Genomic DNA, 13501 nt, shown 5'->3' with positions numbered 1-13501 from the left:
TGATATCATCAGATTTCCGGGCAGCCCCGTTCGTTTGCGAATGTGATGCGATCCTGGCCGCGGCGGGTGAAACCCTCGACCACGACGCGGCGGGGGGTGACGCGTACGACCTCGGGATCGCGCAGTCCGGCTTCGCGGGCAGCGGCACGGGCTTCTCGCTCGCTGCAACCGCGCATACGGGGCGGGCCACGACGGTCCATGTCCCGGTCACGGATGACGGGACGAACGCCGTCCGGCCCGATTCTGAGCTCCATGTCCTGCGCTCCCGCGGGAACCGTTGCGGCGAAGGATGTGAAGGCAAGGCCAAGTGCCAGACCTGTGGTTTTCATAAACTTGATCATGTTTCCTCCCTCAGCAAACCGGCAGAAAGCTCGTTTGTTTGCGAGGAGAAAACGCCGTCGTCACCTGTTTGTTCCTTGCGGATGCGGTGGGGCGAGGCGGTAAGGGTGGATAAATTGCACCCTGAAGGCGGGCGAAAAAGATAGAAATCATTAACCACGTTCGTTACAATTTTATCGAATTTGCAGAAGTCGTTCGCATTTTCGCCACGTTATGCACAAGATTAAGCGACTGTTAGGTGCTTCGATGGCAGGGGCAATTTATCGAGGCAAGTGAGGGTGCGGTTCTCCAAGCCAGTAAGCGTGGGCCAATAAGCGTGGGGCAGACGATTTGAATTCGACGGTCAAGAAACTCGGCATCAGCACCAGATCGGGTGCGAAGTGGCTTGCAATTTCCGTGCTTTGCGCCGCGACGGCTTCGTGTTCCACCACCACTGAGACCAAGCCTAAGCCCAAGCGCAGCAAGGAATATTTCTCTGAATCGGAATATGGCGTTAAAGCCAGCCCGCGCGTGGCCGATGGGAAGAGCATTCCCAAGGGCGGCGGGCGAGAGTTGGTCGGCAATGCCTATACGGTCAAAGGCCGGCGTTATTTCCCGAAAGAAGAGCCGGGTTACAACAAGACCGGTCTCGCCTCCTGGTACGGTTCCGCCTTCCACGGCCGCCTGACGGCGAATGGCGAAGTTTACGATAAAGAACATCTTTCCGCCGCACATCCGACATTTCCCCTGCCGAGCTATGCGCGCATCACCAATATGGAAAATGGCGCGTCGGTTCTGGTGCGCGTCAACGATCGCGGACCTTTCCATGAGGGCCGTCTGATCGACGTTTCCAGCAAGACGGCCGATCTTCTCGACATGAAGGCGACCGGTACGGCGAATGTCCGCGTGCAATATGCCGGTCGCGCCCCGCTTGACGGTCACGATATGCCCTATCTGATGGCCTCCTATATTCCGAAGGGCTCGCGCTCGCCGGGCGTCGCTCCGGAAGGGCAGATCGCAACGGGCGTGATGGTGGCTTCAGCCTCTCCGAACTTCGTGCCAGCGCCGGCGTCCAACCCGAATTATGGCAGCTCCACGCAGACGGCGCTGGTCGGTTCCAAGAAAAATGCCGCACTTCAGGCCATGCCGCTGGTCAACGGCGTTCAGCCGGCTTTCGAACAATTTGTAGTTTTGCCGGAAATCGGCCCATTCCTGGCCGAGCGGCCTGAGGGCAATTTCATGCGTGAGCCGGCAGCGCCCGGCGGAAATTATCTGCGCGTGCCGACGCCGTCTTCCAAATATTCGGCGGCCTATTCCGAAGAATCAGCTACGGTTTCCAAATCCGTGCGCGCCTTCGATAGCGTGCTCGTCGACCGTGGTGCGCTCAACGAGCAATCGATACTCGCCCATGTGAAGCGTCAGCAGGCGAAGTCTCGCTGACGAATTGAGAGTAGGCTGCCTTTCGCTTTTATGGCGTGCAGCCGGTTGCAGCACGCAGGACTGGGCGGTTTCATGCGCAAGGCCATACATCGCTCTTACCGGTCGGCCATCATTGTGGCCGCCTTTGCATTTTTCAGTGCGGGCGCGGCGCAAGCGCAGACAGCCCCTTTCATCGCCAAGGCTGAACAGGCCTATATGATCGATGCCGAGACCGGCACGGTGCTTCTTTCGCAAAATGAAGATCAGTCCTTTTCGCCCGCGTCACTTGCCAAGCTGATGACGGTGGAAGTTGTGTTCGATGCGCTCTCCAAGGGGCAGGTGACGCCGGAGGCGGCCTATCCAGTCTCGGAATATGCCTGGCGCACGGGCGGTGCTCCCTCACGCACCTCCACCATGTTCGCGGCCCTGAAATCCTCCGTCAGCATCAACGATCTCTTGACCGGCATCATCGTGCAGAATGCCAATGACGGCTGCATCATCGTGGCTGAAGGCATGGCGGGCTCAGATGCCGCCTTCGCCAAGCGCATGACGGCGCGGGCGGGCGAACTCGGCATGAACCGCAGCATATTCGCCAATTCCACGGGGCTTCCCGATCCCGGCAACCAGACGACGGCCAGGGATATGGTGCGTCTCGCCCAGCATCTGCGTGACACCTATCCAGATCGTTACCCGCTTTTCACCAAGCCCGATTTCGAGTGGAACCGGATCTTCCAGCGCAACAAGAACACGCTGTTGATGCCGGGCAGCGGCATAGATGGTCTCGGTCTCGGTTTTGCGGAAGGCAGCGGTTTTGCAGCTGTCGTTTCGGCCGAACGGGAAGGGCGCCGCGTCTATCTGGCGCTTGCAGGCATTGCAGATGACAAGACGCGGCAGGAAGAAGCCCGCCGGGTGGTGGACTGGGGCCTGACAGCCTTCGAAAAACGCCATCTTTTCAGCAAGGATGAAGCCGTCGGCACCGTCAGCGTTTATGGCGGCGATGTCTCGCACATCGATCTTTCGCCGAAGGAAGATGTCAGCGTGCTGGTGCCGGTCAATAATCCGGATCGCATTTCCGGCCGCATCGTCTATCGCTGGCCGCTGAATGCGCCGTTGGATGTCGGCGCGAACGCCGGCACGCTCAAGATATTTTCGGGCGAACGGCTGCTGCGTGAAGTGCCGCTTTATACGAAGGCGGCGGTGGGCAAAGGTTCGCTTACACAGAACGCGACGGGCGCGCTGAAGGAATTGCTGCTCTTCTGGCTGTAATGGCCATTTTCGCCGCCTTATTCCTATGCTTTTGTTCAGGCACTGGTTTTTCTCAAAAGCGCTTCACACATTTCGCTTCGATGCTGTAAACAGGCATTTCGAATTCTAGGAAACCCGTGCAGGACGAGACATTGGCCGAAAAGACAGGATTGTTCATCAGCTTCGAGGGCGGCGAAGGCGCTGGCAAGTCGACGCAGATTCGCACGCTTGCCGAGGCGCTTCGCGGCCGTGGTTTCGAGGTGGTCGTCACGCGTGAGCCGGGTGGTTCGCCGGGCGCTGAGGCGGTCCGACACGTTATTTTGTCAGGTGCGGCCGAATCGTTCGGCGTGCGCATGGAGGCGATCCTGTTTGCGGCGGCGCGTAACGACCATGTCGAGGAAGTCATTCGCCCGGCGCTTGCGCGCGGCGAGATCGTGCTCTGCGACCGTTTTCTTGATTCCTCGCGTGTCTATCAGGGCACGACCGGCAATCTGGAGCATGATTTCATCGAGACGCTGCAACGCATTGCCATCGACGGCGTCGTGCCCGAGTTGACGCTGATCTTCGATATCGCCGCCGAAAAGGGTCTCGCCCGCGCCAGAAAACGTGCGGATGAGGGGGCAACCCCAGACCGCTTCGAAAAAGAGGAAATCGAGACCCACGAGAAGCGGCGCGAGGCCTATCTGGATATTGCGCTGGCCGAACCGCGTCGCTGCCGTATCGTCAATGCCGACCAGCCGGAAGACAAGGTCACGGAAGACGTCATGTCGTTCGTCGAGCCATTGCTCGAGCGTGCGGGAAACGCAGCGGACGCGGCGCATGAGTGAGGTTCAGGGCGTTCTCGACGGCGCGATCGCGCCGCAGCAGAACACGAGGCTTTTCGGGCATGAAGAGGCGGAGGCGTTCCTTGCGCAATCCTATCGCTCGGGCAAAGGCCATCACGCCATTCTGATCGAAGGACCGGAGGGCATCGGCAAGGCGACGCTCGCCTTCCGGTTCGCCAATCATGTGCTGACCCACCCCGATCCTGCATCCGCACCGGATTTCCTTGCTGACCCCGATCCGCAATCGCTCGTCAGCCGGCAGATCACTGCCGGCGCCTCGCATAATCTCCTGCATCTGACGCGTCCGGTGGATGAAAAGACCGGTCGCGTCAAATCCGCGATCACCGTGGATGAGGTGCGGCGGGCAGGGCATTTCTTTTCGCAAACCTCGGGCACAGGCAACTGGCGCATCGTCATCATCGACCCCGCTGATGACCTTAACCGCAATGCGGCGAACGCCATCCTGAAAATACTGGAGGAGCCGCCGAAGCGGGCGATGTTCCTCGTGCTCTCGCATGCACCGGGAAAATTGCTGCCGACCATCCGCTCGCGCTGCATGCCGCTACGGCTCCTGCCGCTTTCCAACGCGGCCATGGTCAAAGCGCTCGATCAACTCGACATCAGTCCTGAAGGCGAAAAGCGCGATTCCCTGCTTGCGGCGTCCAAGGGCAGCGTCGCGCAGGCGTTGAAGCTGATGAATTACGGCGGCTCCGACATTGTCGAGGCCTTTGCCGAGGTCATGTCAGCCGAAGGGCCGGGGGCGCGCAAGCGCATGCACAAGCTGGCCGAGGTTCTGGCGCAGAAGGACGGCGACATCGTTCTCGGCTTCTTCATGGAACATGTGACGGAAGAATTGATGGCGCGAGCCCGGGCGGCGGCAATGGCGGGCGACATTGCGGCGGCGGAAAAACACGCGCGGCTTTCCTCGACGCTTTCGGAACGCATCACCGTGGCGCAGGCCTATAACCTCGACAAGAAGCAGATGGTGCTTTCCATTCTGGAAGATATCCGTTCGGTTTAGGCGCCGGGATATGAATCATACCCAAAATGGGGAAGTTGTTGTTTCGCTGCTGCGAACAATGGTTTAAGAGCGGTCTATCCAAAAAACAGCCTGTAAAGTCGATAGACCGTCATGACAGACAAGACACCATTCTACATCACCACCGCGATCTCCTACCCCAACGGCAAGCCGCATATCGGCCATGCCTATGAGTTGATTGCGACGGACGCCATGGCACGCTTTCAGCGCCTGGACGGAATGGATGTTTTCTTCCTGACCGGCACGGACGAACACGGCCAGAAGATGCAGCAGACGGCGCGGGCGGAAGGCATTTCGCCGGAAGAGCTGGCGCAGCGCAATTCCGATCAGTTCCGCGAGATGGGCAAGCTGCTCAACGCCTCGAATGACGATTTCATCCGCACCACGGAAGAGCGTCACCACGAGACCTCGCGCAATATCTGGAACCTGATGGCCGATAGCGGCGACATCTACAAGGACAGCTATGCCGGCTGGTATTCCGTGCGCGACGAGGCCTACTACGCCGAGGATGAGACGGAAGTGCGCGCCGACGGTGTCCGTTACGGGCCGCAGGGCACACCGGTGGAATGGGTGGAAGAGGAAAGCTACTTCTTCAAACTTTCCGAATACCAGGACAAGCTGCTGAAGCTTTACGAGGAAAACCCGGAATTCATCGGCCCGGCCGAACGCCGCAACGAAATCATTTCCTTCGTCAAATCCGGCCTGAAGGATCTGTCGATTTCCCGCACCACCTTCGACTGGGGAATCAAGGTTCCGAATGATCCCAAGCACGTCATGTATGTCTGGGTCGATGCGCTGACCAACTACATCACCGCGACCGGCTACATCGAGGACAAAAACGGCCCGCGCGCCAAATATTGGCCTGCCGACGTGCATATCATCGGCAAGGACATTATCCGCTTCCACGCGGTCTACTGGCCTGCCTTCCTGATGAGCGCCAAGCTGCCTCTGCCAAAGCGCGTTTATGCTCATGGCTTCCTGCTCAACAAGGGCGAGAAGATGTCGAAGTCGCTCGGCAACGTCGTTGACCCGGCCAATCTGGTCAGCCATTTCGGCCTCGATCCGGTTCGTTATTTCTTCATGCGCGAAGTCTCCTTCGGCCAGGATGGCAGCTATAGCGAAGAGGGTATCGCCACCCGCATCAATGCCGATCTCGCCAATGGCATCGGCAATCTTGCCAGCCGTTCGCTGTCGATGATCGTCAAGAATTGCGACGGGCAGATCCCGACGCCCGGCGAATTCAACGATGAAGACAAAGCGATGCTCGCGGCCGCGGACGGCTTGCTCGCGGTCTGCCGCGAGGAAATGGGCAAGCAGCTCATTCACCGCGCGCTTGCCGCCATCATTGCCGTCGTTTCGGAAACAGACCGTTATTTCGCGTCGCAGGAACCGTGGGCGCTGAAAAAGACCGATCCGGAGCGTATGGGCACCGTGCTTTACGTGACGGCCGAAGTGGTGCGCCAGATCGGCATCCTGCTGCAGCCCTTCATGCCCGATTCCTGCGCGAAGCTGCTCGATCTCGTTGCGGCGCCTGCTGACAAACGTGATTTCACAGCGCTAGGCGAAGCCGGTCGGCTGGTTCCAGGCACACCGCTCGAAGCGCCGAAGCCGGTCTTCCCGCGATACGTCGCCCCGGAAGCGTGAAGGCGAGACAATGCTGATCGATACCCATTGCCATCTGGATTTCCCCGATTTCGAGGCGGAGCGCGACGATATCATCGCTCGCGCCCATGCCTCCGGTGTGAGCCAGATGGTGACGATCTCGACCCGGGTGCGCCGCCTGCCTGAGCTTTTGAAGATCGCGGAACACTATCCCTCGGTCTTCTGCTCGGTCGGCACGCATCCGAACAATGCCGACGAGGAACTCGACATTTCCGCCGACGACCTGGTGCGGCTGGCGGAAAGCCATGACAAGATCGTGGCGATCGGCGAGGCGGGGCTGGATTATTTCTATGACACGCAGAAGCCGGAAGACCAGAAGACCGGCCTTATTCGCCACATAGAGGCCGCAAGAAGAACGAAGCTGCCGCTCGTCATCCACAGCCGCAGCGCCGATGACGATATGGCCGCTATCCTGCGCGCCGAAAGCGGGAAGGGCGCATTTCCCTTCATCCTGCATTGCTTTTCCGCCGGTCCTGAGCTGGCGAAAGCGGGCGTCGAGCTTGGCGGTTACGTGTCCTTTTCCGGCATCCTGACCTTCCCGAAGTCGCAGGATATCCGCGATATCGCCGCCACCGTGCCGCTGGACAGGCTGCTCGTTGAAACCGACGCGCCCTATCTTGCGCCGAAGCGCTGGCGGGGGAAACGCAATGAGCCGTCCTATGTGGTCAACACGGCGGAAGTTCTGGCCGAAGTGCATGGTGTTTCCTTCGAGCGCATGGCCGAAATCACCACCGAAAACGCCTTTCGCTGCTTTTCCAAGATGACAAGGGTGTAGGTGTGGCAATCTACCGTCGTCGCTTCACGGTTCTCGGTTGCGCGTCGTCGCCCGGCGTGCCGCGCATCAACGGCGACTGGGGTGCCTGCGACCCTCAAAACCCCAGGAACAGGCGCACGCGCGCGGCCTTCATGGTCGAGCAGATCGGCCCTGACGGTGGCAAGACCACCGTCGTCATCGACACCGGCCCGGATTTTCGCGAGCAGATGATTGCCGCCAAAGTGCAAGCCGTCGATGCGGTGCTTTACACCCACGCCCATGCCGACCATCTGCACGGCATCGATGATCTGCGCATCTATTTCGCTCTTCAGAAACACCGTATTCCGATCTGGGCCGATCCCGTCACCATGGCGCGCATTCGCGACGGTTTTGCCTATTGCCTGGAGACGCCGGCGGGCAGCAACTATCCGCCGATCGTCAGGCCGCAGCTTATCGCCGATATCAACGAGCCTGTTATCATCGACGGGGCAGGCGGGCCGATCCCCTTCAAGGTGCATATGCAGCAGCATGGCGACGTGCATTCGCTTGGTTTTCGCATCGGCGACGTTGCCTATTGCACCGATGTCAGCGATTTTCCGGCGGAAAGCCTGCCCAAGCTTACCGGCCTCGATGTGCTCGTCATCGATGCCTTGCAGTATCGATATCACCCCAGCCATCTTTCACTGGAACAGGCGCTCGGCTGGATCGAGGCATTCGCACCCAAACGGGCGATCTTGACCCACATGCATATTCCGCTCGATTATGACACGGTGATGCGTGAGACGCCGGATCATGTTGAACCGGCTTACGACCAGATGCGTTTCGAGGTTGAGATCGAAGCGGATTCCGTTTTTGGGTAGTGGGTGCTCTGAAACAGCAAATTAGGGGCGCGTTGCGCGTTGGCGCCGCCTGAAAAGGAACAACATGTCGACCAGGCCTTTCCGTGCACCCAGTATGGCGAGCTTCTTCGACAATCTGCGCGCCAGCCGGCTGCGGGCCATGTTCCGGCGTGGCGAACTTGGTCTCGTCGCGCTCGCCGTTCTCATCGGCATTGCGGCGGGCCTGCTGGTGGCGCTGATCGGGGCCTTGAGCACGGCGCTGCATATATTGGTCTTCGGTGTAGAGCGGCTGAGCAGCAGCGACCTGACCGGGAGGATCGTGCTGTTCGGGCCGATCATCGGCGGCATCCTGCTTGGTCTCATCATCTTCATTCTGTCGAAGACCCGCAAGAAGCCCATGGTCGACCCGATCGAGGCGAATGCGCTGCATGGCGGCCGCCTGTCGCTGACGGACAGCATTATCGTCTGCGTGCAGAACATCGTTTCCAACGGTTTCGGCGCTTCCGTCGGGCTTGAGGCCGGTTATACGCAGATCGCCAGCGGCGTCGCCTCCAAGATCGGCATCAAGCTGAAGTTGAGGCGAGGGGACATGCGCATCCTGGTCGGCTGTGGTGCCGCAGGTGCGATCGCCGCAGCCTTCAACGCGCCTCTGACGGGGGCGTTCTACGCCATTGAACTCATCATCGGCACCTATACCGTGGTGACGCTTGCGCCGCTCATCGTCTCTGCGCTGGTGGCGACCACCGTCATCGGACTTATCGGCGGCCATGGCCTGTCGATCGATATTGTCGACGCCAGCCGTGTAACGCCGGCGGATTATGTGCCGGCCATCTTTCTCGGTGTCGTCTGCGCTGCCATCGGCATCGTTCTGATGCAGGCGGTGTCCTTCATCGAGGAAACAGCGCGCAAGAGCGCCATTCCCGGCTGGTTGCGTCCCACCATTGGTGGCGTGGCGGTGGGTGGGCTGGCGCTGATTTCGCCGCAGGTTCTCTCGAGCGGCCACGGCGCGCTGCATCTCAACATCGATGCCGAACTGACGATCTACGGATTGGCCGGGCTGTTTCTGCTGAAGGCGGCAGCCAGCGCCATTTCCATCGGTTCGAATTTCCGCGGCGGCCTGTTTTTCGCCTCGCTGTTCATGGGTTCGCTGCTCGGCAAGATTTTCGCGCTCTGCGCACCCTATATTGGTTACGGTTCGACGGCTCCCATCGTTTATGCCGTGATCGGCATGAGCGCCTTTGCCGCCGCCATTATCGGCGGGCCGCTGACGATGACGTTTCTGGCGCTGGAATTGACCGGCGACTTTCAGATCACGGCGCTTGTGCTGGCCGCCGTCATCACCACCTCGCTGGTGGTGCGCACCACCTTCGGTTACTCCTTCGCCACCTGGCGTTTTCACCTGCGCGGCGAGAGCATTCGCAGCGCCCATGATATCGGCTGGATCCGCGACCTGACGGTGGGCAAGATGATGCGCGCCGACATCCGCAAGGCCAATGTCAGCATGGGGCTTCCGGCCTTCAAGGAGAAGTTTCCGCTCGGCTCGACGCAGCGGGTGATCATGACCCATGATGACGGGCGTTATGCCGGTATCGTGCTCGTCCCGGAAATCTATGCCGACCCCATGGAGCGCGACCCCAGCAAAATCAGCCTCGAAACCTATCTGCACTACAGGAACGACATATTGCTGCCGACCATGAATGCACGGCAGGCGGCTGCGGCCTTCGACGCGGCGGAAAGCGAAGCGCTGGTCGTCGTCAACGACAGAATCGAAAACCGCCCCGTCGGCTTGCTTACCGAGAGCCACACGCTGAGGCGTTACAGCGAAGAGCTCGATCTGAGGCGCCGGGAGGCGTCAGGGGAATTCTAAATTACATTAGGAATTTCCATTTATGTATTGATATATAATCATTATTTATTTCATCTGCTGCAGATTTCTTCCGAAATTCCACAGACGCATCGTTCAATCGTTGACATTGTCAATATATCCATTATTCTGGATATATGGATAACTCTGATGCAATAACCGCGCTTGGCGCGCTCGCTCAATCGACCCGACTGGAGACCTTCCGGCGTCTTGTGCAACACGAGCCCGAGGGTATTCCGGCCGGCGAACTCGCGCGTCTCATCGACGTTCCCCAGAACACGATGTCGGCGCATCTCGCCACGCTTGCGCGGGCAGGGCTGGTCAAGAGCGAGCGGCAAAGCCGGTCGATCATCTATCGCGCCGACCTTGAGGGGCTGCGTGAGCTGACGCTGTTTCTGCTGAAGGATTGCTGCGGTGGTTCAACCGAACTTTGCGCTCCGTTAATTGACGAGCTCGCACCCTGCTGTGAACAGCCGGTGAGGGCATGACAATGGACGTCATAATATATCACAACCCGTCCTGTGGGACGTCTCGCAATACGCTGGCGCTGATCCGTGCGGCGGGAATCGAGCCTGAGGTGATCGAATATCTGCAACAGCCGCCCACGCGTGACCAACTGGCCCGGATGATTTCGGATTCGGGTCTGACCGTCCGTGAGGCGATACGCGAGAAGGGGACTCCTTACGCCGAATATGGCCTCGATAATCCCGATCTGACCGACGACCAACTGCTAGATGCGATGATCGACATGCCGATCCTCATCAGCCGGCCCTTCGTTATCACACCACTTGGCAGCCGGCTCGCCCGTCCGTCAGAGGTCGTGCTGGATATTCTGCCCGAGACTTTCAACAAACCGTTCTTCAAAGAGGATGGCGAGCAGGTGCTCGACAATGAAGGAAAGCGCATTGCCTGACACATTCCCAGCGCTGAAGGCGCAGCACCTGCACGGAATTGAGGAGCAAGCTCTGCGTCCGGCATTTTCGACCCACAAACCGCGTATCCTGATCCTGTACGGGTCTCTGCGCGAAGTTTCCTATAGCCGCCTGCTTGCATTTGAAGCGGGTCGGTTGCTCGACCGGCTCGGTTGCGAGGTTCGGATATTCGACCCGAAGGGCCTGCCTTTGCCTGATGAAGCGCCCGTCAGCCATGCCAAGGTGCAGGAATTGCGTGAACTCTCGCAATGGTCGGAGGGCCAAGTCTGGGTAAGTCCCGAACGCCATGGCGCGATGACCGGCATCATGAAATCCCAGATCGACTGGATTCCGCTTGCGGTCGGATCAATCCGGCCGACGCAGGGCAAGACGCTCGCCGTCATGGAGGTTTCCGGCGGCAGCCAGTCCTTCAACGCCGTGAATCAGATGCGGATTCTCGGCCGATGGATGCGGATGATTACCATTCCAAACCAGTCCTCGGTGGCAAGGGCCTATCAGGAGTTCGACGCGGAAGGCCGGATGAGGCCATCACCTTATTATGACCGGGTCGTGGACGTGTGCGAGGAACTGGTGAAATTCACGCTGCTGACGCGTGATGCTTCCGCTTATCTCACGGATCGTTATAGTGAACGCAAGGAACAGGCGGTTGAGCTTGAAAAGCGTGTTTCGCTGAAATCAATCTGAGTGGTTCGTTGCGGCATTTATCGGGTGCGCGAACGAGCCATAGCTGCGTAAATCCGGGATTTCATGAACGAATAAGTTCCAAAGAGTGCGGTTTCGGCTTTGTAGCTGGGTGAGTGAGGGGATGGGATGTTCTGTCCAGCCGCGCTTATACCCTACCGGACGACGGAAAGTGTGTTGCACATTTCAAATTGCTGGGTTTGTTGCTTTCCGTTGAGCGCCGATCTGCAACACGACCCCATCATGTTGCAGATCGAAGATAGGCCGCGATTTCTTTATTGAAACGGTGCAAACGAACGGTTCATCGCCACGCGGTCCTCGTGGGTTGCGTCCGACCCTAGCGTTGCCATCTTGCTCTTGAACACGGGCCACCTTGCGTGTGCTTCACCCTCGACTGCGGCGTTGAGTGCCTTGCGCATGGTGGGGGCGTCGAAGTCGCAGCAGTATCCCGGCGTCAACGGTTGCTGCCTCCAGGATTCGGCGAGGGACCCGCCGTCGACAGGGTCGAACCCGACCTCGTTTACGATTGCCATGGCGATCTCCTTCGCGACGGCGTCTCCCGCAACAGCCACGGCCAGACGACCAGGCGTCCCCTCGGGCTGACCCAGTTCGGCCAAGGAATAGGCGAGGATGTTATTGAAGGCCTTGATGATAGGGCGACCGATCTGTCTGGAGACCCAGACGCTCTCGACCTCGCCCGCATCAAGGTCGGCGATCTGCGGGTCGCGCAGGCCCGGATAGTAGTTGCTGGTATCGATGACCGGGACGTTGGCTGGCAGGTCCTTGAAGAGGTCCTTCGGCAGGTTTTCGATGGCGAGTAGCGGAATGGAAAGGATGACCGCGTCCGCGCCGGAGATCGCGCCCTTCGTGTCCGTCGCCGTGGCTCCGATCTCGTCGGCGAACGGCCTGACAGCGTCGGCTCCTTTTGAGTTCGCCACGCTGACCTCATGTCCAGACGATGCGAGTTTGCGTGCGAGAGTGCCGCCAATGTAGCCAATTCCGATGATGCCGATTTTCATGCTGATGCTCCTGTTGTGCTGCCCGCCAAGATAATGGATACTGCGACTACAACAAGAACCGACAAGTAAGTGGGTTACCCACTAAAAGGTAAGTATGGCCCAGGAACGGGAGTGGAGGTGCGGAGACCCGCAGCAGCAGCGCAAATGGGCGGAGGCGACGACTGACGCCCTGCGAGTGCTCGAAGGTAAATGGAAGATCGTCATCATCTGCCAACTATTCGGGGCCAAGGAAGCGCTTCGCTTCTCCGAACTCGAACGGCGGTGTGAAGGGGTGAACCAGAAGATGCTCATCCAGCAACTGAAGGAATTGGAGAAGGACGGAATCGTGACCCGTACCGTCTATCCACAGGTGCCGCCGAAAGTGGAGTACGCGCTGACCGATATGGGCAAGGCTCTGGGGCCGTCGATGGCTGAGCTTATCGACTGGGCCTTCATGCGCCGGGAGCGGATGGAGGACAAAATCCGGACGTGATGCGTTGCTGGTTCTCGTCGAACCGGAGTGCCGTGTCACGCTCCAGGCTTGCCGAAGCCGCCGAGAACGACGGTCACTACGCCGCGAATTATCGCGGTGTAGAGCATGGTCCGCAAACCGCAGAATGGCCAGTTTCCCACGATTGTGGAAAACGTAACAATCAAATAATGTTCCATAATCTATCTTATGCGATTATTGTTTGTAGCCGCAAAGTTAGAATGTCCTGTTTCTGCAAAGTTGGAATGTCACACTCCCCGGGTCTGAATGATGCCCGGGAGATTGCAGATGGGACTGATTGCGATGAGCGAGCGTGATTTGCAGCGGATCGAGATTTTGTCGAAGGTGATTGCCGGTGGGATGACCATGGTGTCGGCGGCGCATGTGCTTGATCTCAGCACACGGCAAATCCGTCGGTTGTTGAACAGGATGCAAA

General features: G+C 59.1%; 14 protein-coding genes and 1 pseudogene. 13 read left to right on the top strand and 2 right to left on the bottom strand.

Annotated elements, in window-relative coordinates:
- Positions 1-8: 8 nt before the first annotated feature.
- Positions 9-341: a hypothetical protein gene (locus tag O8B93_RS26320; RefSeq protein WP_269712853.1), complete on the bottom strand. Its 333-nt coding sequence runs from the start codon at positions 339-341 to the stop codon at positions 9-11.
- A 328-nt stretch (positions 342-669) separates the two neighbouring features.
- Between O8B93_RS26320 and O8B93_RS26315 the strand changes: the two genes are divergently transcribed.
- The 11 genes from O8B93_RS26315 to arsH all read left to right on the top strand — a co-directional run bounded on the left by O8B93_RS26315 (position 670) and on the right by arsH (position 11580).
- Entirely contained in the window at positions 670-1758 is a 1089-nt protein-coding gene (locus O8B93_RS26315) for a septal ring lytic transglycosylase RlpA family protein (protein WP_269712852.1), read from the top strand.
- 72 nt (positions 1759-1830) lie between these two features.
- A complete protein-coding gene (locus O8B93_RS26310; RefSeq protein ID WP_269712851.1) occupies positions 1831-3003 on the top strand; it encodes a D-alanyl-D-alanine carboxypeptidase family protein in 1173 nt (390 codons plus the stop codon).
- Positions 3004-3134: 131 nt separating this feature from the next.
- Entirely contained in the window at positions 3135-3809 is a 675-nt protein-coding gene (gene tmk / locus O8B93_RS26305; protein ID WP_269712850.1) for a dTMP kinase, read from the top strand.
- Entirely contained in the window at positions 3802-4827 is a 1026-nt protein-coding gene (locus O8B93_RS26300) for a DNA polymerase III subunit delta' (RefSeq protein WP_269712849.1), read from the top strand. The genes tmk and O8B93_RS26300 overlap by 8 nt, the downstream gene beginning before the upstream one ends.
- Positions 4828-4938: 111 nt before the next feature.
- On the top strand, positions 4939-6489 hold the full coding sequence (gene metG, locus O8B93_RS26295) for a methionine--tRNA ligase (protein WP_269712848.1): 1551 nt from the start codon (positions 4939-4941) through the stop codon (positions 6487-6489).
- Positions 6490-6499: 10 nt separating this feature from the next.
- On the top strand, positions 6500-7282 hold the full coding sequence (locus O8B93_RS26290) for a TatD family hydrolase (RefSeq protein ID WP_269712847.1): 783 nt from the start codon (positions 6500-6502) through the stop codon (positions 7280-7282).
- A 2-nt stretch (positions 7283-7284) separates the two neighbouring features.
- Positions 7285-8121 carry an MBL fold metallo-hydrolase gene (locus O8B93_RS26285; RefSeq protein WP_269712846.1) on the top strand — a complete coding sequence of 279 codons (837 nt, stop codon included), beginning with the start codon at positions 7285-7287 and terminating at the stop codon, positions 8119-8121.
- Positions 8122-8185: 64 nt separating this feature from the next.
- Complete coding sequence (locus O8B93_RS26280) at positions 8186-9967, top strand: chloride channel protein (protein ID WP_405049099.1); 1782 nt, start codon at positions 8186-8188, stop codon at positions 9965-9967.
- A 134-nt stretch (positions 9968-10101) separates the two neighbouring features.
- Positions 10102-10452 carry an ArsR/SmtB family transcription factor gene (locus tag O8B93_RS26275; RefSeq protein ID WP_269712845.1) on the top strand — a complete coding sequence of 117 codons (351 nt, stop codon included), beginning with the start codon at positions 10102-10104 and terminating at the stop codon, positions 10450-10452.
- Positions 10449-10877 (top strand): arsenate reductase (glutaredoxin), encoded by a 429-nt coding sequence (arsC, locus tag O8B93_RS26270; protein WP_269712844.1) that lies wholly within the window; start codon positions 10449-10451, stop codon positions 10875-10877. Before O8B93_RS26275 ends, arsC begins: the two co-directional genes overlap by 4 nt.
- Positions 10855-11580: an arsenical resistance protein ArsH gene (gene arsH / locus O8B93_RS26265; protein WP_269712843.1), complete on the top strand. Its 726-nt coding sequence runs from the start codon at positions 10855-10857 to the stop codon at positions 11578-11580. The genes arsC and arsH overlap by 23 nt, the downstream gene beginning before the upstream one ends.
- A gap of 272 nt (positions 11581-11852) precedes the next feature.
- Here arsH and O8B93_RS26260 read toward each other — a convergent pair whose 3' ends face one another.
- Positions 11853-12596, bottom strand: a complete 744-nt coding sequence (locus O8B93_RS26260; RefSeq protein WP_269712842.1) for an NADPH-dependent F420 reductase — start codon at positions 12594-12596, stop codon at positions 11853-11855.
- Positions 12597-12690: 94 nt separating this feature from the next.
- Between O8B93_RS26260 and O8B93_RS26255 the strand changes: the two genes are divergently transcribed.
- Positions 12691-13068, top strand: a complete 378-nt coding sequence (locus tag O8B93_RS26255) for a winged helix-turn-helix transcriptional regulator (RefSeq protein WP_269712841.1) — start codon at positions 12691-12693, stop codon at positions 13066-13068.
- Positions 13069-13353: 285 nt separating this feature from the next.
- Positions 13354-13501, top strand: a pseudogene (locus O8B93_RS26250) (helix-turn-helix domain-containing protein); the annotation flags it as partial.

Origin of the sequence: Martinezella rhizogenes, from assembly GCF_027460065.1 — a bacterium.
Lineage (GTDB): Bacteria > Pseudomonadota > Alphaproteobacteria > Rhizobiales > Rhizobiaceae > Agrobacterium > Agrobacterium rhizogenes_C.
The sequence above is the reverse complement of the archived record's forward strand: the minus strand, read 5'-3'. Positions and strand labels throughout refer to the sequence as shown.